The sequence below is a fragment of the Trichococcus sp. K1Tr genome (assembly GCF_028309625.1).
Classification (GTDB): domain Bacteria; phylum Bacillota; class Bacilli; order Lactobacillales; family Aerococcaceae; genus Trichococcus.
This window is the reverse complement of sequence record NZ_JAQMHR010000008.1, coordinates 1-25,018: the sequence shown is the minus strand read 5'-3', so window position 1 is coordinate 25,018 and position 25,018 is coordinate 1. Positions and strand designations below refer to the sequence as shown.

Below are 25,018 nucleotides of genomic sequence, written 5' to 3'. Positions count from 1 at the left end.
AGGAGGACATTGGATGATCAAGTTGATTTTAACGGATATGGACGGCACTTTCCTGAACAACCAAGGGGATTTCAATAGGGAACTTTTCAAACAGGTCAAGCAGTTGATGACGGACAAAGGGGTCGTCTTCGCGCCTTGCACCGGCAAGCAGAGTGAGCGCGTCGAAGAAATATTCGGCGAAGATGCCGCTGATTTTTGGATCTTGGGGGACAGTGCTTCGCGGATCAAACGCAACGGCGCAGTCGTCTACGAATCGTTGTTGGAGAATCAAACAGGCCGTGACATCCTGCGCGAACTGGAAGAGATGCAGCTTGGGCATACGTTGATTGCCTGCACGAAAGAAGCCGCCATGATCAAAAATGATCTGTCACCCGAAGAATCCGCAGCTGTCAGGAGATCCTACAAGAAAGTGATCACGGTGGCTGATTTCGGGGCCATCGAGGACGATTTCATAAAAATCACGGTCCGGGATATGCAAGAGCGTTGCATCCAAACTGCTGAAAAATTAGCCGATTTTTGCGACCGCGCGCATATCGTCGCTTCGGAGAAGGCCTGGCTGGACATCACCGATTTGAACGTGCATAAAGGCAGCACCGTCGCCCATCTGCAGGAGTTGCTGCAGGTCACCCCGGAAGAAACGATGGTGTTCGGTGACGGAATGAATGATGTCGAAATGATGAAGAGTGGGAAATACAGTTTTGCTGTGCGGAATGCTTATCCGATCATCAAGGACACGGCGGCCTTTATCACGGGAAGGTCGAATGATGAGGATGCGGTGTCGCACACGATCCTTCAGTTGCTTGCGTTGCAAGGGTAAAGGTTTATTGAAGCGGGGTAAGTCCCCGTTGCCCGAAGTTTCTATTTGACTTGGAGTCCACTCCAAGGTGTAGGATGTACCTGAAGCTAACTGTCAGGATAGGTTTAGATGCCGAAAGGATGGACGAGATGATAAACATAAAGAAAGCCAGCGAGGAAACGGGTGTGTCTGCTGATACGATCCGCTACTATGAGAGGATCGGTCTGATTCCTCCAATAAAAAGGAATGAGAACGGGGTCCGTGAGTTCGATGAAGAAGATCTGAAGTGGATCGTCTTCAGCCGCCAGATGCGCAATGCAGGTTTATCGATTGAGTCCTTGATCGAATATCTCGCGCTTTTCCGCAGCGGAGAAGAGACCATTCCGGCAAGAATGGATCTGTTGGTCGAACAACAGCGTGAACTCCAGGAGCGGATCGCTGTCATGCAGCAGGCAATGGATCGGCTGACATTCAAAATCGAAAATTATACGAGCCACATGGTTCCGAGCGAAAACAAGCTGCGGGAATTCAAGTGATGCAAGCATAAAAAAGCTCCCGTCAAACATTGCAGTATAGCGGCAATGTTTGACGGGAGCTTTTGCGTTTTTTTAGTTGGTTCGGATCCATTGGGTCGACATGTCGACGCCCGCATCCAGCATGAGGTTATAGACCGGACATCTTCTTTCAACTTCAGCCGCCAGCTTCTCGATGGCTTCGTCGGTCTCATCAGTCTCGATATGGTTGATGAGCGTGACTTCCTGGAAGTAGGTCCGGATATCATCTTCCCCGGCAAAACCGCGCGGATCAAAGGTGCCTTCAACGGTGAACGACAGGCCTCTGTAGGAGAGCCCTTGTTGTTCGGCTACATAGTAGGCAATGATCGAGGTGCAGCCTGCCAGCGAACTCAAAAGGTATTCCAGCGGATTCGGCCCTTTGTTGTCGCCGCCCATCCGTTCTGATTCATCCACAAAAAATTCAGGTAGATTACGGACTTTTACTGTAGTGGTGATGCCTTGGTGTGATTGGCCAGTGATTCTCAGTTTCGATAGTTTTGTTTCTGTCATCTGGATAACCCCGTTTCTATGATTTTTCAGTCAGCGCTTACAATTTCATTTTATCATAGCTTATCAGGATAGACTTAACAGAAGCACTCCTTCCAAATGAGGAATCGGAAACGGAAAAAGAGCTGATATCCATTAATCGGTGGATGTCCAAAACAGCCTGGGAGTGGTATACTATCCTTGAAGGAGAAGTGCGGGCAAGTGTTGAAGGACAAGCCTGTGTTCACGTTTTTTAAGCAAATGATCGTCTGTTTGATTCATGAGGAAAAGGGGTTTTTTCAATGAAAAAGAAGGATTTGGAACTGATATTGGCCAATTTCGGACCGGAAAAGGAATTCATTGGCGATGGCTATTTCCGCATCCGCGACAAAGGCAATGAGCATTATGAAATCGCCTATCTTGTCTCAGCATGCTGCGGAACAACGAACTACTACCCACAGATTGCTGTCCATGTCGAAGGCGACAAGGTGGTTCCCGACTCCGTTCTGGATCTGGTATCCAATCCGGCAAAAATGCTCAGCTATTCACCTGAGACGAGCGCTGTGATGGAAGAAGAATTGGATAAACTCTGCCAAAAGTTTTTGGATATAAAGAACTTGAAAGCAACAAACGTTGGAACACCAGACTAATCTCTGGTGTTTTTTTCATAGTAGAAATCAAAAAGGAGCAAGTGAGTGCGTCATTCCGCATTCCCTTGCTCCTTTTTTGTTTTTTTTCGATTGGATTAATAAGGCTTTGCCGCTTCAAACGAACCTTCGATGACGCGATTGCAGTCTCCGCATTTCAGCCAGTGACCAAGATCGTTGCTTTCCTGATAAACACTCGTTGGCTTTTTGCATTGGCAGTAAAGGATTTCGGTTTCTTGAGGGGGATCTTCGGGAATGATATCCAGATAGGGTTCTTCCGTTAACCAAGTGGCATCGATAGAATCGTGTTCATCTTTTGGTAGTTTATCCATCATAACCCCTCCTATGGGTAAGTTGTCCGTTCTTGTCCGCAAATTTTAAGGAGCATCTTTGCTCACTTTGATGATACAACTTCTGCTGCCGAAGGCCAAATGATATGGTTCCGAAAAGAATGAAGCGTAATCTTTCTCTGATGTAGACGCTAATCTTTAAATGGAATCGCTGTAGGCTTTCATCAATTCCTTCGCCATATCAATCATGGCCAAGTCGACTGAGGAAAGGGTCTTTTCTTTGCTGTAGGCGATGAAATAACGGGTGCGGACGATGCTGGTTTCGATATAAAAAATATTGTAGCTGTCCATCAATTCGCTGTTGTTTAGCGCACTCTTCGGCAGAAAAGTCAGTCCCATCCCTTTTCTCGCAAGCGCTGCTGCGGTTGAAATGTTCTGCGATTCCATGACGACATCCGCTTTGATGTCCAGATGCTTCAGGAATTCGTTTGCCTGTTTGCGGATCCCGGATTGGGAAGTGGTCAGCACATACTTTTCGTTCTTCAGCAGATTTAAAGGATAAGGGAATTTTTCTATCTCCTTCAAACCGTGTTGATACAGCGGGCTCGTGTCCGGAACGATGACGCACCATTTATCTTCCGCAAGCACGGTGTAGGAAAGTTGTTCATTATGGATCGGCATCATGCCCAAGTAGAGATCGACTTTGTTTTCCAGTAGGTCCATCTCCGTCGTTTTGGCGTCCTGTTCAATAATCTTCAGGACGATGCCGGGATATTTTTCATGGAATTTCGGCAGGATCAAGGGAAGTAGGAAGGACCCCATGATCGGATGGACACCGATGCGGATCCGGCCGTACTTCAGCTTTGTGATCAGGGTCAATTCGTTGACCATATCTTCGTACTGGTTCTGCATCTTTTTCATGTGCGTCAGGAACCGTTCGCCGGCATAGGTCAATTCCATCGGCGTCCGGTTGCGCTCGACCAACTGGGTTTGCAGTTCCTCTTCCAGTTTCGTAATGGTTTTGCTGAGGTAAGGTTGGGAAATATATAGAGACTTTGCCGCCTGCGTGAAGGTCCCTTCACTGACGATGGCATCCAGGTAGGCAATGATTGTGGTCTGTTGCATCATTTTTTTTAGTCATCCTTTCGATCGCGATGTTCTACTGATGGTTATACGGGAAAATGATTAAGAATTGCAAGCGTTATTGTACCTCATTTTCGATTGTGAAAGATAAAATAATCACAATTATAACAGAAGAGTTATGGAGATGATATCTATTCAGAACAAAAAAGGTATAAAAGAAGAACGACCCATTAAAAAAGAGGTGTATTATATTTGTTCATAAACTCACTAATAACGAGCTTTACATTCCAAATCTAATTATTTCATATAACCAAATGGTTATGATAAACCGGTGGAGATTACTATTTCACAAATAATCGGATCAATTCTATAATGCAACTATAAAGAGAAAAGGTGAGCAAGCGGAACGGCAATTTCAGCCGACCATGCAGACTCATCACTCACAATTCAAGGAAGAAGGAAAAACAGATGACAACAATATGCGAAATGCTAGGAATAGAATATCCTATTTTTCAAGGAGCGATGGCACGGATCGCAACGGCTGAGATCGCTTCTGCCGTTTCAAATGCAGGCGGACTCGGCATCATCGCTTCAGGCGGAATGACAGCAGATCAATTGCGTGCAGAAATCCAAAAATGCAAAACGATGACGGACAAACCTTTTGCCGTCAACTTGATGCTGATGATGCGCAATTGTCCGGAATTGGTTGATGTCGTGATTGAAGAAGGCGTCAAAGTCGTGACGACGGGAGCGGGCACACCGAAACCATTCATGCCGAAATTCAAAGAAGCCGGCATCAAAGTCATTCCGGTAGTCGCTTCCGTGAAACATGCACAAAAAATGGAAGCCTTGGGCGCGGATGCAATCGTAGCTGAAGGAACAGAAGCGGGCGGACACGTCGGCGAAACAACGACCATGTGCTTAGTGCCGCAAGTGGTCAGTGCAGTGAACATCCCCGTATTGGGAGCCGGTGGAGTCGGTGACGGCCGCGGAGTCGTTGCGATGTACGCGATGGGTGCTCAAGGGATCCAAGTAGGAACACTGTTCTTGTCCGCTGAAGAATGCCCGGTTCCGGCTACGTTCAAACAGGCGGTACTTGATGCTGATGATACAGCTACGATCGTTACAGGCCGCCGCAACGGAGCGCCTGTCCGTTCCATCAAAAACAAGATGCTTACGAAATTCCAAGAACTGGAAAACAACAATGCATCCCGTGATGAATTGGAAGAGTTGGCATTGGGCTCATTGAGCAAAGCTGTATTCGAAGGCGATGTAGAGAACGGATCGGTCATGGCCGGCCAAATTACCGGTATGGTCCGCACTATCCGTCCTGCCAAAGAAATCATCGAAACATTGTTCAAGGATGCTGAAGCAATCGCAGCATCATTGAAGATCGCTTATTAATCAAAACTGAAAAGCTCAGATCAAGGCTGAGCTTTTTTCTTACTTATTTATGTGAATGAACGAGCAAACAGGAGGGTACACTTATGACAAAAGTAATCACAGCTGCGGAAGCGGCAAAATTGATCAAAGACAACAGTACAGTGGCGTTGACCGGATTCGGTCTGGCCTGTGTGAACGAAGAAATGGCCATTTCCATCGAAGATCGCTTTAAAGCGGAAGGGCATCCGAACAACCTGACAGTCATCCACGCGAGCGCTGTGGGGGATCGCCGCACAAAAGGGATGAGCCATCTTGCCCACGAAGGTCTGATCAAACGTTGGATCGGCGGCATTGTCAGTGCTTCTCCGCAACTCAGCGACCTAATCGTCGAAAACAAATGCGAAGCCTACAACCTTCCGCAAGGGGTCATCACCCAACTGTACCGTGAAATCGCCGCAAAACGTCCGGGCTTGTTCACTAAAGTCGGCATGCGCACCTTTGTCGATCCGCGTCTGGAAGGCGGCAAGCTTTCCCCTCGCACGACCGAAGACATCGTCAAAGTGGTTGAAATCGAAAATGAAGAATGGTTATTCTACCCGACTTTCCCGATCAATGTCGGCCTGATCCGCGGAACGGTAGCCGATGAAAAAGGCAACTTGACGCTTGAAAAAGAAGGTTTGCACATGGAAGTACTACCGGTCGCACAGGCTGTCAAAAATTCAGGCGGTATCGTGATCGCTCAGGTGGAAACATTGGCGGCTGCAGGCACGCTGCATCCTAAAGACGTAAAAGTACCAGGCATCATGGTCGACTACATTGTCGTGGCACAACCAGGCAATCAATTCCAAACAGAAAACACTGAGTACAATCCGGCTTTCTCCGGCGATACAAAAGTACCATTGAATGCTGTAACAGCACTTCCATTGGATGCACGTAAAGTAATCGCCCGCCGTGCAGCGATGGAGTTGGTTCCTTCGGCTGTCCTGAACCTTGGCGTAGGTATTCCAGTCAATGTCGCGACAGTCGGTGCCGAAGAAGGCATCAGCGATCAATTGGTGTTGACTACCGAAGCAGGATCGATCGGCGGTGTTCCGGCAGGCATGAAGGACTTCGGCCATGCCTTCAACAGCGAAGCGATAATGGATCACCATGCCCAATTCGACTTCTACGATGGCGGCGGTTTGGACTTATCCGTGTTGGGACTGGCTCAGACCGACGCCTCCGGAAATGTGAATGTATCCAAATTCGGCAACCGTGTCGCTGGTTGCGGCGGATTCATCAATATTTCCCAAGCTGCCAAAAAATTGGTGTTCGCAGGAACCTTTACTGCCGGCGGATTACAGCAGGAAGTCAAAGATGGCCGTCTGACGATCATCCAGGAAGGCAAAGCGAAGAAATTCGTAGCGGAAGTCGAACAAGTGACTTTCAGTGGGGAATACGCGTCCGAAGTGGAACAGGAAGTATTATATGTGACAGAACGTGCGGTATTCGACCTTGAGAAAGGCAAATTGCGCTTGATCGAAATCGCGCCTGGCGTCGATCTTGAAAAAGATATTTTGGGACAAATGGGCTTCAAACCGGTCATTGCCGAAAATCTGAAAGTAATGAACGAAGGCATGTTCCGCGAAAATTGGGGAGAACTAAAAAACATCGTCATGGCGAATGGAAAATAAGGGAGTGTTGTTGATGAAAAAGGAAATTAATCGTTGGGCTGTCTTGGTCAGCTCTATGGGTATCTTGATGTGTACGGGTGCAGTTTATGCTTTCAGCGTGTTGGCAGGACCGTTGTCTGCCGCGAGAGGTTGGACAATGGCTGAGGTCATGGTAGCCTTCGCGATCAACGCGGCTTTGGGGCCGATTCCGATGATCTTGGGCGGCTTCTTGACCGACAAAGGTTGGTCGAAATGGAGCACGATGGCCGGAGCGGTATTGTTCGGTGTCGGTTTTGCTTTGGCGGGTACTGCTACGACTTTGACTGAATTGTACGTGTATTATGGTTTGATGGCCGGTTTCGGACAAGGCTTCGCTTACTCAGGCTGCCTAAGTAACACAATTCGTTTCTTCCCGGATAAAAAAGGTTTGGCTTCCGGACTGATCACAGCAGGTATGGGCGGAGCGGCCATCATCGCAGCTCCGATCGCGAACCAACTGATCCAAAGTATCGGCGTTGGCGATACTTTCGTGCGGATGGGTATCGCCTATGCAATCATCAGCTTCACTTGCAGCCTCTTCATCAAGGTCGCTCCGAAAGATTATATGCCAAAAAATATGAACGCAGCGGCTACTGCAGCAGCGAATAAACCGGTCGTAAACAAGAACTGGAAAGAAATGCTGCAGGATCCAAAATTCTATATGATCATCCTGATGTTCGCCATGGGTGCTTTCTCAGGCTTGATGATCGCTTCAAACGCTTCTCCGATCGGACAATCCATGTTCGGGCTATCCGCAGCAGCGGCAGCCGTTTATGTCAGCGTGTATTCTCTCAGCAATACAATGGGTCGCGTTATCTGGGGCGCTGTCTCAGACAAATTGGGTCAACCAACGACTATCAGCATCATGTATAGTGTCATCATTCTTACTTTCTTGATCCTTATTTTCGTCAAATCCATGTTCGGTTTTACAGTAGGGATCATTGGTTTAGGCTTATGCTTCGGCGGTGTGATGGGCGTATTCCCATCGTTGGTTATGGATAACTTCGGACCGAAATTCCAAGGCGTCAACTACGGCATCGTGTTCATCGGTTACTCGACATCCGCTTTTGTTGCACCTAAAGTAACAGCGGGCATCGCTGCTGCGAACAACGGTGACTTCACCAAAGCTTTCTATGTCGCTATCGTGGTTGCGGCTGCAGGTCTGATCCTGGATCTTGTTTACAAGAAAAAAACAGCAACTAAATCGATCACAGAAACTGCTCAATAAACATAAAAAAAGCATCCCCTACGCTCGAATATGAGCGCAGGGGATGCTTTTTCTTGTAGGGTGTCAGCTTTTCACAGATGGCCGCCGTCATCTTCCCATTCATCTTCGTCATCATCCAGGGCTACCCACTCGTCCTCATCGAGCCCCGGCAGGCCTTCGCCTAGGCCACTGACGTTCAGGTAGGCCAATTCCTCATTGATCGCTTTCGCGATTTCCCCGGAATCTTTGTACGCGAGGTCCAGTGTGCCGTCGGTGATGTCCAGGCGGGTGTGGTCTTCCTCAGGAGCCAGATTCTCGGCGCGCGCGCAACGGGGATAGAGCACGTCAGCCTTCGCCTCAAAGGCTTTTTGCAGGATGATTTCATGTTCCCAGTTCTCTTCCATGTTGTACGTGTAAATGATTTTATCGTCTTTTCCTTGGATATGGTCCCGCAGACGATCGGTTTCTGCCAATGCATCTTTATGTGGTTGGGCAAACCGGAAAGTATGCGGGTGGAGATCGGACCAATTGAATGCACTTTGGAGAATGAAATGCAGATCGGAGAAAGTCGTGTCGTCATCCAATTGTATATCCCGCCAGACTGGTATGCCGACATCCAAAAGCGTAACCCTGAGTTCGAACATCATCTGAAAAACCACCTTTTTTATTTTCAGTATAGCGTTTTCATAGAGCAAGTTCAAATAAGAAGGGTATCCGAAGCGCAAAGGGATCTTCTTCCCACAGTGCTGCAAAATCCGCAAAACGGACTTATTCCGATTCGCGTGCTATAATGGCGAAAAATGAAATTAGGAAGAAGGTCAACCTGTGTTTTATCCAAATAATTTTCAACAAGCAACTTCAATAGAAGAAATCCGTCGTTTCATCGCAGAGAATAAGCTGGCTTTCGTATACATTTCCCGGACGAACTGCGGCGTCTGCCACGCGGTCCAACCGCAAGTGCAGGAAATGCTGGAAGAATTCCCGGCAATCAAAGCGATCCAGGCGAATGCTGATGACATCCCGGAAGTCGCGGGCGAATTCACCGTCTTCACCGTTCCGGCTTTGTTGCTGTTCGTTGAGGGCAAGGAAATGCTGAGGGAAGCCCGCTTCGTCGTGATGGACGAGCTGCATCACCAATTCCAGCGGATTGCGGATAACTTCTGATAGCTTGATAAAGGAACGATAGCCTGAAGCGCAAAGCTTGGGCTATCGTTTTTTGTGCACAAATTAGTTGCTTCTGGTGTAAACTATAGATAATCATTTTCCGGAAAGGAGCGGCCATGTTTAATCTATTCATTTTGATATTGGAGCGGGTCGGGCTGATCATCATCTTGGCCTACCTTTTGATGAATACCCACTATTTCAGGGACAAATTGGGCGAACGTCAACGCTTGAGCACCAAAGTGGCGCTGATTGTCGTATTCGGAATATTCGCGGTCATCTCGAACTATACAGGTGTTGAAATCAGTCAAGATCAAATCATATCCGACCAGGTACTGATGAAACTTTCGGAGGGAGCGTCCTTGGCGAACACCCGGGTGCTCACGATCGGCGTCGCCGGTCTGATCGGCGGGCCGTTGGTCGGCACATCCGTCGGCATCATCTCGGGCATCATCCGTTTCTTCCAAGGCGGGGAAGAGGCCTATATTTATGTGATTTCTTCCATCTTGATCGGGCTCATTTCCGGTCTGTACGGCGCCAAAACGATGCACAAAAATGCCTATCCGACAATAAAGGAAGGTTTTATGATCGGAGCCGTGACGGAGGGTGTCCAGATGCTCAGCATCCTGGTGTTGAGCCGCAATCTTCAGGCAGCTTGGGAGCTGGTGACATTCATTGCGTTTCCGATGATCCTCGTCAACAGCATGGGGACCGGCATTTTCCTTTCCATCATCGGCTCTACGCTGCGCCAAGTCGAACAGACGAAAGCGGTGCAGACGCATGATGTGCTCCAATTGGCGAACCGAACGATGCCTTATTTCCGTTCCGGCATGAACGAAGCTTCGTGCACGGAAGCGGCAAAAATCATCCAACAATTGATGAAGGTATCCGCCGTAAGCATCACGAACACTGATCGGATCTTGGCCTATGTCGGCGCAGCCAGCGACCACCACATCGCCTCGAACGAAATATTGACCGAATTATCAAAAGAAGTGCTGCGGACAGGGGAAATCAGGGAAGTCCATTCCCATGACGAAATCGGCTGCAACCATCCGGGCTGTCCCTTGCAAGCGGCGCTCGTCATCCCGCTGAAAGCGCAGGGGAAAACGATCGGAACTTTGAAGCTGTATTTCACGGATGCAACGAAATTGACCTTTGTCGAAAGGCAGTTGGCGGAGGGGCTCGGCAACATCTTCTCCAGCCAAATCGAGTTGGGCGAAATCGAACTTCAGAGCAAGCTGCTGCAGGATGCCGAAATCAAATCCTTGCAGGCTCAAGTGAATCCGCATTTCTTCTTCAACGCCATCAATACAGTCTCTGCTTTAATCCGGGTGGACAGCGAAAAGGCGCGGAAGCTGCTGATCCAACTCAGCAACTTTTTCCGGGCCAATCTGCAGGGCGCCCGCACCAACCTGATTCCGTTGATGAAGGAACTCACGCAAGTGGAAGCCTACCGTTCGTTGGAGCAAGCCCGCTTCCCGGACCGCTACCAAGTCGACATTTCCGTCGAGGAAGGATTGGAAGAGGTACTGTTGCCGCCATTCCTGATTCAGATTCTGCTGGAGAACGCGTTCAAGCATGCTTTCGGCAGCCGGAAAACGGACAATCGGGTGTGGATCGACGTGAGAAGCAGTCCGGATGGCGTGTTCATTTCCGTCCGGGACAACGGCGAAGGCATCGATTCAAAGCGCTTGGAGAAATTGGGCAAGGAAGCCGTGTCATCGCAGGAAGGCACCGGCTCGGCGTTGGAAAATCTGAATAAACGACTGATCAGCCTGTTCGGCGAATCGGCCAAACTGCATTTCGTGTCTTCACCAACAGGAACGACCGTCTATTGCACGGTACCATATCAAGAAAGGCAGGGATGAGTATGCGGGTATTGATTGTGGATGACGAACCATTGGCAAGGGATGAACTGGCTTACCTGCTGGGGCAATGCGAAGGCGTGAGCGCCATCGCCCAAGCGGATTCGATCGAAGAAGCGCTGGGCACGATGCTCGAGGACCCGGTGGACCTGATCTTTCTGGATATTCACCTGACGAACGAGAGCGGCCTCTCGCTGGCTGGCAAAATAAATAAACTGAAGAAACCGCCGATGATCATTTTTGCAACGGCCTATGACGACTATGCCGTCAAAGCGTTTGAGCTGAATGCGACCGATTACGTCCTGAAGCCTTTTGAACTGGAACGGATCCAACAGGCGGTCAAAAAAGCCTACGGGCAGTACCGCAAGCAGCAGAACGGAGAATCGGAAACACCGAAGCGGAAGGATACTGGATTGCAGGTGCTGCCCATCCAGATGGACGAGCGCATCTATATGCTGCAGGTCCCGGAAATCATCGCCATCGGAATCGAGAACGGCGAAACGACCATCTATACGAAAAATATGGAGTACATCATCCACGAGCCGCTCAGTGCGCTCGAGAAAAAGATTGGCGGACATCCTTTCCTGAGGGTCCATCGCGCCTTTCTCATCAATCTGAAGGAAATAAAGGAAATCCAGCCATGGTTCAACCATACGTTCCAGCTGACGATGAGCAACGGCTTGAAGATACCCGTCAGCCGTTCTTATATGAAGGAATTTAAGGAAAAAGTAGGCATCTGATCAAAAAATAAATGAATTTCAGGACTGCAGGCGTGCAACTCAGCCTGCAGTTTTGTCGTTTCGGGCGCAAATGACCCAAAAGTTTCTTTTTCTCCAGTAAAGTAAGGGCATAGAAAGACGTGTTGGCCGCACATTTATATTGAAGGAGGAAAAAAGATGCTTACTTTACTTGGAGGAATCGCCTTACTGATTCTAGGTTACTTTACTTATGGGCGCTACATCGAAAAGAACTTTTCCATCGATCCGGAACGAACGACCCCCGCTGAAGCACTGAAGGACGGATATGACTTTGTCCCGATGTCAAAATCAAAAAATGCCATCATTGAATTGTTGAATATTGCCGGAACGGGTCCTATTTTCGGTCCGATTATGGGAGCGCTTTACGGGCCGGTCGCCTACATCTGGATCATCGTCGGCTGCATCTTTGGAGGAGCCGTCCACGATTACATGGTCGGGATGATTTCCTTGCGGAACAACGGCGCCCACTTGCCGGAGTTGGCCAGCAAATATCTGGGCAAACCGGTCAAGCACGTCGTCAACATCTTCGCCATGCTGCTGTTGCTGTTGGTAGCTACGGTCTTTGTCATTTCGCCCGCCAACCTGATCGCCAGCATCACACCGGATTGGATGACGATCGGGATGATTACGTTGCTGATTTTTGCTTACTATCTCATCTCGACTGTCTTGCCGATCGACAAGGCGATGGGGAAAGTCTACCCATGGTTCGGCGCAATTTTGATCATCAGCACAGTGGCTATCGGCATAAGTTTGTTGACTGTTGGTCATAACTTGCCTGAATTGACTATGGGTGCTGTGCAGAACTTCCATCCGAAAGGCACACCGATTTTCCCGGCGTTGTTCTTCACGATTTCCTGCGGCGCCATTTCCGGATTCCATGCAACCCAAGCGCCGATGGTTTCCCGGACGTCGACGAACGAACGGGAAGGCCGCTTCCTTTTCTACGGTATGATGATCGCCGAAGGAGTCATCGCCATGATCTGGGCTGGAGCGTCCATGGCCTTGTTCGATGGCCAAACGTTGAGCCAAATGATTGATGCCGGTACGCCATCATCCGTGGTTAACCAAGTTTCAACTATGTTATTGGGTAATGTCTTCGGTACAGTCGCCATCATCGGCGTCATCGTCTTGCCGATCTCTTCAGGACTTTCAGCATTCAGAAGTCTGCGGACAATTTTGGCTGACTACATGAACATCAAACAGGATTCAATGAAAAAGATCCTGATGATGACGATCCCGTTGTTTGTCATCTCGTTCTTCCTTACTAAAGTGGATTTTAACCTGATCTGGAGATACTTCAACTGGGCGAACCAAGTTACAGCCGTTATCGCTTTGCTGATGTCGACGCGTTACTTGTACCTGAAAAATAAAAATTACTTGGTTACCTTATTGCCTGCAACCTTCATGTTGTATGCCTGCGTCGTCTATATCCTGAGCGAACCGATCGGATTCCGGATGGGGCTGCAGACGGCCACTTACCTGGTCGGTCTGGTCGCAACCGTAGCGATCCTGGCGCTTTACTGGACAACCGGCGTGAAACAGAAAGCAGCCTTGGATCCGGAAGCGGAACTATTGAACGACCATCTGCCGATCGGAACGTTCGCTTCCGCTGGGGCAGTACCGGCAGCAGTAGTAGCCGAATAACCACAGCTTCCAACTGGAAATTTATTGAATAAAGAAACTCCTTTGGAGGATTACCGCGGTGTAGCCCCCCCAAGGAGTTTCTTGTTGTAGATGCCTTTACCTTATTACAACAGAGGAAACCTGTTGACGACCATATGTTGGTATGCTATAGTTTTGGCTGTAAGAAACGTTTCACAACTTTCATATGATTTAGGGGTTGAAGCGAATGACATACACTGGAAGTTCAATGACAAAAGGACAAATCGAATCGAGATTAAGCGAAGCGATCAGTAAGTTTGAAGTTGAACAAATGGGTAGAGGTCCAGAGAAAATCCGGACCGTCATCTTTCAGGATTTGATCCTGATAAGACTCAAAGGTTTCTTGAGTATATCTGAGAAAAACCTGGCCAGAAACCCAGGGGGAATCCAGCTGATAAAAAATGCTCGGACTGCTTTGTTTGAGAATGCTCGGGAAGAGCTTGAAGCAACAATTAAAACAGTAATTGACGTGAATATCGTAAGTACCTATTCCGATGTCAGCACCAAGACAGGTGAGAAAATAATCGCGATAGTTGTAGATCGAGATATCGAAAGTTTGATGAAGTAAATATGGAAGATGCAACGAAGGGCAAACAGCCAGTCGACGCGTAAGCCAATAGCAAGTACTCCATAAGGGGCTTGTTATTGGCTTTTTTTGTGCGGATTTGAAATTTATATTGTGTGGCAAGGCGATATGGGAAGATTTTTGAATTTATCTATTTTGAAATGGAAAGAAGGCGGATGCAGATGCAACAGAAAATGATAACAGAAAAGAAGCTGATACTAAGGGGTGAATGGCTATACGTATTTTTGGGGCTGGTGATCATGATGGTGCTTGGCACGGTCTATTCCTGGAGTGTTTTTCGTCTGCCTGTGGAGGAATTGTATAATGTGGGGGCTGCTCAAAGTGGATTGCCATACATGACGGCGCTACTGTTTTATTCCCTGTTCATGTTTTTGACCGGGCGTTTTTTTAAAACGTGGGGTCCGAGATCAACTATCCTGGTGGGGTCATTGCTGGTTTCAATCGGGTGGATTTTATCAGCGTTTGCTCCGAATATTCAAGTATTGACTGTTACCTACGGTGTAATAAGTGGCGCAGGGGTCGGGATAGCTTACGGGGCACCATTAGCGGTAGTGACTAGATGGTTCCCTGAAAAAAAGGGTCTTGTGATTGGGCTGGTGCTGCTGGGATTTGGACTTTCGCCTTTGTTGACGGCACCATTGGCCCGAACGTTGGTTGAACAATACGGAGTGACGAAAACATTCCTCGTATTGGGAGTCGTTTTTGGAATGTTGCTGCCTTTGCTTTCGATGCCTTTCAAGTATCCCGAAAGCGAGGGTGCTGAAGGAGTGGGTTCGTTTGGAGCGAATGCGGGTGTGCATGATGTGACCAGTGCTGAAATGATGAAATCCGCTCACTTCAAAGGGTTATACTTCAATTTCATTATCGGAACGATGATTGGACTGATGATGATAGGTTTGACAAGCAGTATAGGCATTGAGCTGATAGGGATGGCGCAAAAGGATGTAGTGCTGTTCATATCGGTGTTTGCAGTGTTCAACGGCATCGGGCGTCCGGTGTTCGGGTGGCTGACGGACAGGCTATCGGCAAAGACAGCCATGCTCCTTTCTTACGCTCAAATCATCACGGCAGCCGTCTTGATGCTGTCGGCAAAAAATGGAAGTGTTGGCTTGTTTGCCGCAGCCTTTTCGATATTTTGGTTTAATGTTGGTGGTTGGTTGGCTATAGCGCCTACTGCAACCAATAATCTGTATGGACCCAAACACTACAGCCAGAACTATGGCATCGTATTTACCGCATATGGAATAGGCGCAGTGCTGGGAGTGAGCAGTTCAGGATTACTGCTGGATACTTTCCAGAATTACGACTATATATTCTATCTTGTGATTGCTTCATGTCTAATGGGCTCGTTGTTGACGTTGGTGCTTTTCAAGGGAAATAGGGAGTATAAAAACGAAGCAGCGGCAGAAAAACATCTGCCTGATTTGGCGGGCCGCAACAGCAGCCACTAAACTGTCAGTCCTGTGGCAAAGTCAATTTAAAAAAAGAACTCCTCGAAGCCTAGCAGGTCTTCGGGGAGTTCTTTCTATAGATATTGTTTTAAGGACTCAGCGATATCTTCAAGCATAGCCAATTCATCATTTGACGGGTTTTCCAACGTAATCAAGGCTTCCTCAGCGCGGGCTGTAGCGTTTCCCTCTGCATCCGTTGCTACATCCAGGATCAGCAGTTCGGCATAAAGATCATCCAAATCCCTTTGCGGCTGCACGAAGAATTCAAATGTACCTTCGGGATGGTTTGCTTTGAACGCTTCAATCTTTTCAATCAATTTTTCTAAGTTCATTTATTTTCGCCTTCTTTCTGTTCGTGTTCATTTACTGCACGGCTTATTATACATCATTCGGACTGCGTATGTATCGCGTAACAGGTTAAAACTGACATGGAAAGCAGAATTTTGGGTTGTGGGATATATCGTTTCGGATCGGAAGTCGGTATACTGGATAGTGAGAAAGTCCGTATCGTTTTGGACAAGGAAGGGGCCATCCTATCATTATGCAATATTTAAAACAATTTACCGTCATCATCGCTATTTCGGCCGTAAGCGAATTGCTGGCCATCTTCATTCCGCTGCCAATTCCGGCCAGCATATACGGCATGTCGCTGCTGTTCCTGTTGCTGATGACGGGCGTGTTGAAGCTCAAACAAGTGGAAAGTGCCGCCAATCTGTTGTTGGGCATCATGCCTGCTCTGTTCGTCGTGAGCGGGGCTGGGCTCATCACTTCCTACGGGCAAATCGCCGAAAATTTCGCCAGCTGGATTGCCGTCAACATCGGCTCCACCATCGTGATTTTGGCGACGACCGGGATTTTGGCGCAAGGATTGATAAGAAGGAAGAAAGCAAAGGAGGCTGAAGGGAATGATTGATCATCTGTTGGAGACGACAAAATATCTCGGGCTGTTCATCAGTTTGGGGGCCTTCATGATCGGTTTGAAGCTGAACAAAAAGTACCCGTACGCCTTCATGAATCCTTTGCTGATCGGGACGATCCTGGTGATGGGCTTGATCCTTGTCCTGGACGTCGAAGTTGCCGTTTTTCAAAAAAGCGCGCAAGTGTTGTCCGACCTCCTGACACCAGCCACGATTTGCCTGGCTGTTCCGGTCTATCGACAGTTCAAGATTTTGCGCGAGAACAGCTGGGTCGTCTTGATCAGTTGTCTGGCGGGGATGATCAGCGGTCTGGTCACAATCATCGGCTTGGCTCTGATCCTTCAGATGAGCGAAGTCACGACCCTTTCCACCTTGGCGCGGTCGATCACGATGGCCATCGCGTTGGATACGACCGAACTGATCGGCGGGGTTGCAGGTATCATAGTGGCAGGGGTCATCTTCGCCGGCATTTTCGGAACGGTGGTTTCCGGCCTGATTTTCAGAATATTCAGGATCGAAGAGCCGATTGCGAAAGGGTTGGCCTTGGGTGCGGCTTCCCACGCCATGGGGACGGCCGAATCGTTGAAAGCAAGCGAACTGCAGGGTGCCATGAGCAGCCTGGCGATGGTCGTTTCCGGTGTCATGATGGTGGGGTTGATCCCGCTTGCGGCGCTGTTCGTCCAATAAGGGCAACAACTAAGAGAAAACATAAGAAGCAGCTCTAATTAAAAAAGAGACTGCTTCTTTTTGTGCGCCGGGGAGACCGTCTTTCCATCAAGGGTTATCCGGTGCCAGACGTTGGGCTCTATGCTATACTGAACTCATAATGGGTATCAGTATCTTGAAGTTTTGTCGGGCTATTCCGGGGTCGATCATTGCGCAAAGGACGGTGGAGAAATGGAACAAACATTGCAGGCGCATATTCAATTATCAGCCGATCTGGATGTGAAATATGCGCTGTTGCCGGGTGATCCAGCCCGCGTTGAAAGAGCGAAATTACTGTTGGAGGACGCTGTCGATTTGGCGTTCAACCGTGAGTACAAGAGTGTTCTGGGGACTTATCAAGGAATGAAGGTACTCATCATTTCCTCCGGGATCGGCGGACCATCCACGGCGATAGCGATCGAAGAGTTGGCAAAGATCGGAATAGAAGGCATCATCCGCATCGGCAGCTGCGGGTCCTTACATCCAGCAGTGCATTTGGGCGATGTGATCATCGCGACTGCAGCGGTCCGGGATGATGGCGCCAGCAAAGCTTATGTCGATTCCACATATCCCGCCGTTGCCGATCTGGATTTGTTGATCAATCTGAGGTCAATCGCGGAAACGGAGCGGATCCCTCATCGTTTGGGGATTGTCCGCAGCCACGACAGTTTCTACACCGCCCGGGAAGCGCAACTTACTGCTTATTGGAGCGGCAACGGCATCATCGGATCGGATATGGAAACAGCCACTTTGTTCGTTGTTGGGGCGCTGAGGGGGTTGAAGACCGCTTCGCTGCTGAATGTCGTCGTGGGTCCGGAAGAAGGGATGGAAGAAGGCGTCCGTCAATTTGTTTCCGGAGAAGCGGCCACCAAGCAAGGGGAACAGAATCAAATCAAACTGGCATTATCCGCTTTCCATGCATGGCATCAGGCAAAAGGAGGAAAATGAAATGAATGCAGAAACAAAAAACAAACTGAGTTACAAGTTGTCTACGGCTTCCATCGTTTTGATCCCGATCGCGATCGGGATCAATTATCTCGGCAAATACATCGCGGGCGTATTGCGTCTGCCGCTTTGGTTGGACTCAATCGGAACGGTATTGTCCGGTATGTTGGCGGGTCCGGTGATCGGTGCCGCTTCCGGGATCATCAACAACGTCATCTACGGCGTGACGGCCGACCCGATTTCGACAGTGTACGCGATCACCAGCGCAGTCATCGGTTTGATGGCGGGTCTGTTTGCCGCTAAAGGCTGGTTCAAGGACATCAAGACCGTGCTGTTGGCCGGTTTGATCATAGGTGTGGTTGCGGCCACCGTCTCGACGCCATTGAACATCCTCTTTTGGGGCGGACAGACCGGTAATGTCTGGGGGGATGCCCTCTACGCTTTGCTGATTTCGAATGGGCAACCGCAATGGCTGGCTTCTTTCCTGGACAGCATCGTTGTGGACGTGCCGGATAAACTAGTGACGGTGCTCATCAGTTACTTTATCTTCAAGGGCTTACCGAAGAAACTTACGAACACTTTCCTGAAGGATGGCGCGATAGAAGAATTATAGGGGCTGATTTGAATGGATGCAATGACATTGTATGTGCCGCGCAACTCGCCGATCCATCGTCTGGATCCGCTGACGAAGATGCTTTATGTCGTCGTGAGCATCGCCGCGGCCTATGTATTAGATAGTCTGTGGGAAGTCGGGGCAGTCATGCTGACCAGTTTCGGCATCTTATTGGTGGGGAAAGTTTTCCGCAACATTATGCCGGTGATTGCGCTCAGTTTTTTATTGATTCTGTCGATCGTCATAGTGCAGGGTTTTTTCAATCCTGCCAATGAAACGTTGCTTTATGAATTGGGCCCGATAAAATTCTACAAAGAGGGCCTGGTTATCGCCTTTCGTCTGACCATGCGCGTCATCAATATGGTCAGCGCCTTTGGAGTATTGGTGCTGACGACTTCGCCGACGGAACTGGTTGAACGGCTGCAGCAGAAAGGCATGTCGCCGAAAATCGGCTACGTCATCCTTTCGGTCCTGCAGATCATCCCGCAGCTTAGGGCTACGTATGGCAAAATCCAGGATGCACAACGGTCGCGCGGGATGGAGACTGAGGGCAGCCTGTTTGTCCGGGTAAAGGCATTCTTCCCGTTACTGGGACCGGTCATCCTGAACGCCCTGAACGATACCAGGGAAAGAGCGATTGCGCTCGATGTCCGCGGCTTCGACAGGGATACGCCGAAAACCTATCTGAATGAAGCGAAGTCCTATCGTTACAGTACTTTTTTGAATATTTTGCTCTTGTTGATTCTGGCCGGTTTGATCGTTTGGAGGTTGATGGGATGAGTATCATAGAAGTGAAGGATCTGAAATATCGCTATCCCGACACGACCAAATTGGCGTTGGACGGCATCAGCTTTTCGGTCGAGGAGGGCGAATTCATCGGCCTGATCGGAAGGAACACCGCCGGGAAATCGACTTTGTGCTATGCGCTGAGCGGTTTGGTGCCGCACTTCTTCAAAGGTGCCTACGGCGGATCGGTAATGATAGCCGGTTTGGATGTGCGCACGACGGATGTGAGTGAAGTCACTGCAGCAGCCGGATTGGTGTTCGAAAACCCGTTTTCCCAGATCACCGGCTCGCGTTTTACGGTATATGAAGAAATCGCCTTCGGGCTGGAGAACATGGGACTGCCGCGCGATGAAATCATCAAGCGGATCGAAGAAAGTTTGGACTTGCTGGATATCCGCAAAGTGAAGGACAAGAACCCGTTCGATCTTTCCGGCGGGCAAATGCAGCGTGTTGCGATCGCCGGCGTGGTCTCGATGAAGCCGAAAGTGCTGATTTTGGATGAACCCACTTCCCAACTGGATCCGCAAGGGTCGGAAGAGGTCTTCAAAGTGGTGGAGAACCTCACAAAAGAAGGCATCACAATCATCATGGCCGAGCAGAAGATGGAAAAGATCGCGCAGTACGCAGACAGGGTCCTGCTTTTGGATGACGCCAAATTGATCGCCTTTGATACGCCCGAAGCCGTTTTTTCGCGTGAGGACTTGGCATCTTTGGGAGTGCAACCGCCAGCCGTGACCGCGATCGCCCGCCATTTGAACAGGCGGAATACCAATGGGCATTATCCTGTGGAATTGGATGAGCTGAAAGGCTTGCTTGCGGAAGAAGGTGTCCCTCATGAATAAACTGGAAATAGAGAAGCTGCATTTTGCCTACGATAAAGCGACACCCGTCATAAAGGGCATCGATCTGAGGTTGGATGACCGGAAAACTGCCATCATCGGGCAGAACGGATCGGGAAAAACGACCTTCGTGAAACTGCTGAAGGGACTCTTGCGCCCCGATTCCGGCAGGATTCTGCTGGACGGGACCGACTTAAAAACTTTGACGGTTGCCCAGATATCCAAGAAGATCGGTCTGGTTTTTCAGAACCCGGATGATCAGATTTTCAAGAATACGGTTTTGGATGAAGTGATGGTCGGTCCGTTGAACATCGGACTTTCCTTGGATGAGGCGAGAGCTAGTTCCCGTGCGGCATTGGCTCAAGTAGAACTGGTTGACGTCGAGAAGGTGAATCCGTACGACCTCAACTTGGCGCAAAGGAAGATGGTGGCGTTGGCCTCCATTTTGGCGATGGACACGCCCATCGTCATTTTCGATGAACCCACGATGGGACAGGATGCTGCCGGGAAAGCAATCATCAAAAAGGTGATCGAAGATCTGCAGGCAGAAGGGAAAGCCGTCCTGTGCATTCTGCATGATATGGACTTTGCGGCAGCCGTTTTTGAACGCGTCGTCGTCTTCAGCCAAGGGCAATTGCTGCTCGAAGGCGCTGCAAGGGAAGTCTTCAGCAAAAAAGACCTCCTGCAGCAAGCGTATCTGGATCAGCCCCAAGCCATGAAAATCGCGCAGGCTTTGGGCATTCCAGGAAATCTGTTGACTGTGGAAGAAGTGGAGCTTGCTTTGGAGAGACACTGATAAGTTTTTTGTCACTATGTAGCCACCATCATTGCAGCCTATTGGTAAACAAAAGTTGATATAGTATATATGAAGTCAGTATCGAAGGCTGAATGAAAGGGGGCAAAATAAATGGAGAAGGAATTTAAAATAGTCATCGCTGCCGATTCCTTTAAAGGCAGCGCGTCAACCATCCAGGTGGAGGACTACATCGAACAAGGAATCCTGCGTCTGAACCGCAACGTGGAAATCGTCAAGGTTCCCGTAGCTGACGGCGGCGAAGGGACCGTGGATGCTTTGGTGATCGGATGCAAGGGGGAATACCGCTATGCTGATGTCACGGGACCGATGGGTGACAAAGTCCAAGCAAAATTCGGCATCATCAAAGACAACATCGCTGTCGTCGAAATGGCTGAAGCATCGGGATTGACCTTGGTTGACCTCGCGGATAACGACGTTTATCGCGCGACGACTTATGGAACAGGTGAATTGATCCGTGCTGCATTGGATTGCGGCGTCAAAGAAATCTTCATCGGTGTCGGGGGCAGCGCCACCAATGACGGCGGAGTCGGAATGGCGCAAGCGCTGGGGGTCTCTTTCAAAGACAGTGAAGGGAATGAAATTCCTTTCGGTGCAGGTGAGCTGGGTGACATTGCTTCTATAGATGACAGTGGTTTGGATAAACGCATCCATGACGTCACCTTCACGATCCTGTCCGATGTGACGAACCCTTTATGCGGGGAGAATGGGGCATCTTATATTTATGGTCCTCAGAAGGGGGCGACCCCGGAAGATGTCCGGAAGTTGGACCAGTTATTGCGTCACTATGGGGAAAAGGTTGAAGAATGTTTAGGTATAGCTGTGCTTGAAGCGCCCGGAGCGGGTGCAGCAGGAGGATTGGGTGCGGGTTTGATGGCTTTTTGTGGAGCGAAAAGCTACAGCGGCATCTCGAAAGTCCTGTCCATCCTCGAAATCGAATCACATTTCCAAGATGCCGACCTTGTCATCACCGGCGAAGGCAGAATGGATTCGCAATCATTGAACGGCAAAGCGCCAGTGGGCATCGCCCAATTGGCGAAGAAATACCACTTGCCGGTCATCGCAGTGGTCGGCAGCAGCGATGATGATTTAGGTCCAATCTATGCGACAGGCATCGACCTGGTTTTGGACATCATCAACAAACCGATGGATTTGGATACAGCCATTTCGCAAACGGAAAAACTGATCACAAATGCCGGAGAGACGGCTTTCCGCGCCTTTTTGTTGGCAAGGAAAGTGCCTATTTCCGTTTGACTATTCATAAAACAGCTACAGCAGCAAGACTTCCTGACTCCTTGGAAGACCTTGCTGCTGTAGCTGTTTTTTATTTTTATTTGGAAGACTGGCGAACAGTTTGTGGGAATGATCGATGATTAAGTGGTATACAAGTGAACCATTTAACGGTAAGATGGTTTCAGTTTGAATGCATGGAGGCGCGCAATTTATGAAAGAAAAGAAAAACCTGCTGGTCAGCTTGTCCAAGCTGTCGAAAATGTATCGGGCAGAAGTGAAGGCAGAGATGTCTGATTTGGATTTTTCTCCGAATGAGTTGGATCTGATCACTTTTTTGTCAAATAACGAAATGGACACATCCAAAGAAATAGCAGATTCCCTGGGATTATCAAAGTCTTTGATTGCCAGGTCGGTCGATTCGCTTGTTGCGAAAGGTTACCTGGAAACAAGGGTGGACAAGGCGGATCGTCGTTACATTCATCTTGTCTTGACTGATCAGGCAAAACCGATAGCGAACCGATTGCGTAATCGCCGAAAACAGTTTATCGCATCGATAACGGAAGGGATCAGTCAAGAACAGTTCGCACAGTTTGAATGGGCGCTCGAAAAAATGATAGCGAATGTGGGACGAAAGAAGGAGGAGTGATCATGCAAGAATTGAAAGGATCCCGGATGGGAACGGAGAAAATCCCTAAACTGATGACGGAACTGGCCGTACCGAGCATCGTTGCCCAAGTCATCAATATCCTCTATAACATTGTGGATAGAATGTATATCGGCCATATCCCGGAGGTGGGAGCTATTGCGTTAACCGGCCTAGGCATCAGCGCCCCGCTTGTGCTGATCATTGCAGCTTTCAGCAGCTTTGCTGGAGGGGGAGGAGCTCCTTTGGCGGCCATTGCGTTAGGGAAAAACGACAAAGATGAAGCCGAAAAGATTCTCGGCAATGCTTTTTCGATGCTGTCGCTGATGGCAGTCATTTTGACCATCGTCTTTACCCTGATCAAGGAGCCATTATTATATTTATTCGGTGCCAGCGACGTCACCTTCAACTATGCGAATGACTATACATCCATCTATATAATGGGCACGATTTTTGTGCAATATGCACTAGGGTTGAATCTCTTCATTACCAGTCAAGGAAAAACAAAAATCGCTATGTTTTCAGTATTGATCGGGGCTATCGCCAATATCATCCTGGATCCTATTTTTATTTTCGTTTTTGGTATGGGTGTTAAAGGTGCCGCGATTGCTACGGTTATTTCCCAGACGTTGAGCGCGCTTTATGTACTCAGATTCCTGACTTCCGAGCATTCGATTATCCGGATCCGCAAGAAGAACATGGGTCTGAAGTTCGGACTGCTAAAGAGAATTGTTTCCCTGGGGATTTCGCCATTCATTATGCAGGCGACGGAAAGTGCGATTGTGATTGTTTTCAACACGGGGCTGCTGAAGTATGGCGGAGATCTTTACGTCGGATCCATGACGATCATGCAAAGCATCATGCAATTGCTGACAGTGCCTGTACAAGGATTTACGCAAGGGGTTCAACCCATCATCAGCTATAATTACGGAGCGGGAAATTTCAAGCGTGTGCGAGAAACGGTGCGCCATTCCATGAAGGTAACGGTTGGACTTACTGCCTCCTACTTTTTATTGGTGCTGTTCGTCCCCGGTCTGTTCACACGCATCTTTACGACAAATCCGGATTTGTTGGCTTTGGTTACCCGTGTTCTGCCGATCTACATGGGCGGAATGTGGCTGTTTGGAGTGCAGATGAGCGCGCAAATGTTTTTTGTCGGTGTAGGGGAGGCGAAAAAATCACTTTTCATAGCCCTGTTGCGCAAAGTGATCATCCTGATTCCGTTGGCGCTTATTTTACCCAACTATTTTGATGTGATGGGAATATACTATGCAGAACCAATAGCGGACATCCTGTCTGCGACGACATCGGGTATACTTTTGTATATGACTTTGAAGAAATTGCCGAGGTGAAGATCCCAACTTCAATGTATCTTTTCCTGAATAAGATGAAGAAAAACCGGACTGGCCCGAAAACGGGATAGTCCGGTTTTTTTGATATCCCAAAAAGTTCAAAAAAGAATTGACAATGACAGCAGAAGAGTGATAGTATAAATGAGTTGTCTGAAGTGCCTAACAATTAAATGCAAGAAAGATGTTGACAGGATGGCTTCGGAATGATATTATATAAAAGTTGCTGATCGGGTAATTTTGCTTAAAGAATAATAAGAATAAATAATTCAAAAAAGTTCTTGACGAAATCGAGAAGTTGCGATATTATAAATAAGCTATCACGCAACGAGTGATGCACGATTGACCTTTGAAAACTGAATAAAGAATGAACGAACCAAATGTGCAAGGAGCTTAGACTTCGGTCGAAGCAAACGAAGACGATACTTAGTATCGCAAACATAAAGTCAGCAAAACAACAAGAGCAATCAGCTTAACGTGTAGGATTTCTGTACAAGAGTCCACATTTACATGAGAGTTTGATCCTGGCTCAGGACGAACGCTGGCGGCGTGCC

Annotated in this window: 27 protein-coding genes; 22 read left to right on the top strand and 5 right to left on the bottom strand. The window is 48.7% G+C overall.

Annotated elements, in window-relative coordinates; translation table 11 throughout:
• Positions 1-13 precede the first annotated feature (13 nt).
• Positions 14-817 carry an HAD-IIB family hydrolase gene (locus PH235_RS11675; RefSeq protein WP_272162513.1) on the top strand — a complete coding sequence of 268 codons (804 nt, stop codon included), beginning with the start codon at positions 14-16 and terminating at the stop codon, positions 815-817.
• Positions 818-948: 131 nt separating this feature from the next.
• On the top strand, positions 949-1,332 hold the full coding sequence (locus tag PH235_RS11670; protein WP_272162603.1) for a MerR family transcriptional regulator: 384 nt from the start codon (positions 949-951) through the stop codon (positions 1,330-1,332).
• A 72-nt stretch (positions 1,333-1,404) separates the two neighbouring features.
• Here PH235_RS11670 and PH235_RS11665 read toward each other — a convergent pair whose 3' ends face one another.
• The gene (locus PH235_RS11665) at positions 1,405-1,860 is read right to left on the bottom strand and encodes an OsmC family protein (RefSeq protein WP_272162512.1); all 456 of its coding nucleotides are present in this window, start codon (positions 1,858-1,860) and stop codon (positions 1,405-1,407) included.
• 278 nt (positions 1,861-2,138) lie between these two features.
• On the opposite strand from PH235_RS11665, the gene PH235_RS11660 reads away from it, so the two are divergent.
• Complete coding sequence (locus tag PH235_RS11660) at positions 2,139-2,486, top strand: hypothetical protein (RefSeq protein WP_272162511.1); 348 nt, start codon at positions 2,139-2,141, stop codon at positions 2,484-2,486.
• A gap of 95 nt (positions 2,487-2,581) precedes the next feature.
• On the opposite strand, the gene PH235_RS11655 is transcribed toward PH235_RS11660, so the two are convergent.
• Both PH235_RS11655 and PH235_RS11650 read right to left on the bottom strand, forming a co-directional pair.
• Positions 2,582-2,815 (bottom strand): hypothetical protein, encoded by a 234-nt coding sequence (locus tag PH235_RS11655; protein ID WP_272162510.1) that lies wholly within the window; start codon positions 2,813-2,815, stop codon positions 2,582-2,584.
• A gap of 156 nt (positions 2,816-2,971) precedes the next feature.
• Complete coding sequence (locus PH235_RS11650) at positions 2,972-3,901, bottom strand: LysR family transcriptional regulator (RefSeq protein WP_272162509.1); 930 nt, start codon at positions 3,899-3,901, stop codon at positions 2,972-2,974.
• Positions 3,902-4,324: 423 nt separating this feature from the next.
• On the opposite strand from PH235_RS11650, the gene PH235_RS11645 reads away from it, so the two are divergent.
• The 3 genes from PH235_RS11645 (at position 4,325) to PH235_RS11635 (ending at position 8,158) form a co-directional block, all read left to right on the top strand.
• Positions 4,325-5,260: a nitronate monooxygenase gene (locus PH235_RS11645; RefSeq protein ID WP_272162508.1), complete on the top strand. Its 936-nt coding sequence runs from the start codon at positions 4,325-4,327 to the stop codon at positions 5,258-5,260.
• Between the two features lie 83 nt (positions 5,261-5,343).
• Positions 5,344-6,912, top strand: a complete 1,569-nt coding sequence (locus PH235_RS11640) for an acyl CoA:acetate/3-ketoacid CoA transferase (RefSeq protein ID WP_272162507.1) — start codon at positions 5,344-5,346, stop codon at positions 6,910-6,912.
• Between the two features lie 13 nt (positions 6,913-6,925).
• Entirely contained in the window at positions 6,926-8,158 is a 1,233-nt protein-coding gene (locus PH235_RS11635) for an L-lactate MFS transporter (protein WP_272162506.1), read from the top strand.
• 71 nt (positions 8,159-8,229) lie between these two features.
• On the opposite strand, the gene PH235_RS11630 is transcribed toward PH235_RS11635, so the two are convergent.
• The gene (locus PH235_RS11630) at positions 8,230-8,784 is read right to left on the bottom strand and encodes a plasmid pRiA4b ORF-3 family protein (protein WP_272162505.1); all 555 of its coding nucleotides are present in this window, start codon (positions 8,782-8,784) and stop codon (positions 8,230-8,232) included.
• Positions 8,785-8,962: 178 nt separating this feature from the next.
• Between PH235_RS11630 and PH235_RS11625 the strand changes: the two genes are divergently transcribed.
• The 6 genes from PH235_RS11625 to PH235_RS11600 all read left to right on the top strand — a co-directional run bounded on the left by PH235_RS11625 (position 8,963) and on the right by PH235_RS11600 (position 15,620).
• Positions 8,963-9,301 carry a thioredoxin family protein gene (locus PH235_RS11625; RefSeq protein ID WP_272162504.1) on the top strand — a complete coding sequence of 113 codons (339 nt, stop codon included), beginning with the start codon at positions 8,963-8,965 and terminating at the stop codon, positions 9,299-9,301.
• 116 nt (positions 9,302-9,417) lie between these two features.
• Positions 9,418-11,166, top strand: coding sequence for a sensor histidine kinase (locus tag PH235_RS11620; protein WP_272162503.1), 1,749 nt, complete (start codon positions 9,418-9,420; stop codon positions 11,164-11,166).
• A gap of 2 nt (positions 11,167-11,168) precedes the next feature.
• On the top strand, positions 11,169-11,903 hold the full coding sequence (locus PH235_RS11615) for a LytTR family transcriptional regulator DNA-binding domain-containing protein (RefSeq protein ID WP_272162502.1): 735 nt from the start codon (positions 11,169-11,171) through the stop codon (positions 11,901-11,903).
• 156 nt (positions 11,904-12,059) lie between these two features.
• Positions 12,060-13,565, top strand: coding sequence for a carbon starvation CstA family protein (locus tag PH235_RS11610; RefSeq protein ID WP_272162501.1), 1,506 nt, complete (start codon positions 12,060-12,062; stop codon positions 13,563-13,565).
• 205 nt (positions 13,566-13,770) lie between these two features.
• On the top strand, positions 13,771-14,151 hold the full coding sequence (locus tag PH235_RS11605; RefSeq protein WP_272162500.1) for a DUF2294 domain-containing protein: 381 nt from the start codon (positions 13,771-13,773) through the stop codon (positions 14,149-14,151).
• Positions 14,152-14,330: 179 nt separating this feature from the next.
• Positions 14,331-15,620: an OFA family MFS transporter gene (locus tag PH235_RS11600; RefSeq protein WP_272162499.1), complete on the top strand. Its 1,290-nt coding sequence runs from the start codon at positions 14,331-14,333 to the stop codon at positions 15,618-15,620.
• 74 nt (positions 15,621-15,694) lie between these two features.
• Here PH235_RS11600 and PH235_RS11595 read toward each other — a convergent pair whose 3' ends face one another.
• Entirely contained in the window at positions 15,695-15,952 is a 258-nt protein-coding gene (locus PH235_RS11595) for a hypothetical protein (RefSeq protein WP_272162498.1), read from the bottom strand.
• A 209-nt stretch (positions 15,953-16,161) separates the two neighbouring features.
• Here PH235_RS11595 and PH235_RS11590 point away from each other — a divergent pair, with 209 nt between their 5' ends.
• The 10 genes from PH235_RS11590 (at position 16,162) to PH235_RS11545 (ending at position 24,467) form a co-directional block, all read left to right on the top strand.
• Positions 16,162-16,533 (top strand): CidA/LrgA family protein, encoded by a 372-nt coding sequence (locus tag PH235_RS11590; RefSeq protein ID WP_272162497.1) that lies wholly within the window; start codon positions 16,162-16,164, stop codon positions 16,531-16,533.
• A complete protein-coding gene (locus PH235_RS11585) occupies positions 16,526-17,224 on the top strand; it encodes an LrgB family protein (protein ID WP_272162496.1) in 699 nt (232 codons plus the stop codon). Before PH235_RS11590 ends, PH235_RS11585 begins: the two co-directional genes overlap by 8 nt.
• Before the next feature lie 210 nt (positions 17,225-17,434).
• Positions 17,435-18,190 (top strand): nucleoside phosphorylase, encoded by a 756-nt coding sequence (locus tag PH235_RS11580; RefSeq protein ID WP_272162495.1) that lies wholly within the window; start codon positions 17,435-17,437, stop codon positions 18,188-18,190.
• A 1-nt stretch (position 18,191) separates the two neighbouring features.
• Positions 18,192-18,800 (top strand): ECF transporter S component, encoded by a 609-nt coding sequence (locus PH235_RS11575; RefSeq protein WP_086630175.1) that lies wholly within the window; start codon positions 18,192-18,194, stop codon positions 18,798-18,800.
• Positions 18,801-18,812: 12 nt separating this feature from the next.
• The gene (locus PH235_RS11570; RefSeq protein WP_272162494.1) at positions 18,813-19,580 is read left to right on the top strand and encodes an energy-coupling factor transporter transmembrane component T family protein; all 768 of its coding nucleotides are present in this window, start codon (positions 18,813-18,815) and stop codon (positions 19,578-19,580) included.
• Positions 19,577-20,428, top strand: coding sequence for an energy-coupling factor ABC transporter ATP-binding protein (locus PH235_RS11565; protein ID WP_272162493.1), 852 nt, complete (start codon positions 19,577-19,579; stop codon positions 20,426-20,428). The genes PH235_RS11570 and PH235_RS11565 overlap by 4 nt, the downstream gene beginning before the upstream one ends.
• Positions 20,421-21,221, top strand: a complete 801-nt coding sequence (locus PH235_RS11560) for an energy-coupling factor ABC transporter ATP-binding protein (RefSeq protein WP_272162492.1) — start codon at positions 20,421-20,423, stop codon at positions 21,219-21,221. Before PH235_RS11565 ends, PH235_RS11560 begins: the two co-directional genes overlap by 8 nt.
• Positions 21,222-21,332: 111 nt before the next feature.
• Positions 21,333-22,493 (top strand): glycerate kinase, encoded by a 1,161-nt coding sequence (locus PH235_RS11555; RefSeq protein WP_272162491.1) that lies wholly within the window; start codon positions 21,333-21,335, stop codon positions 22,491-22,493.
• A 190-nt stretch (positions 22,494-22,683) separates the two neighbouring features.
• Positions 22,684-23,118 carry a MarR family winged helix-turn-helix transcriptional regulator gene (locus PH235_RS11550; protein ID WP_272162490.1) on the top strand — a complete coding sequence of 145 codons (435 nt, stop codon included), beginning with the start codon at positions 22,684-22,686 and terminating at the stop codon, positions 23,116-23,118.
• 2 nt (positions 23,119-23,120) lie between these two features.
• The gene (locus PH235_RS11545) at positions 23,121-24,467 is read left to right on the top strand and encodes an MATE family efflux transporter (protein WP_272162489.1); all 1,347 of its coding nucleotides are present in this window, start codon (positions 23,121-23,123) and stop codon (positions 24,465-24,467) included.
• Positions 24,468-25,018 lie beyond the last annotated feature (551 nt).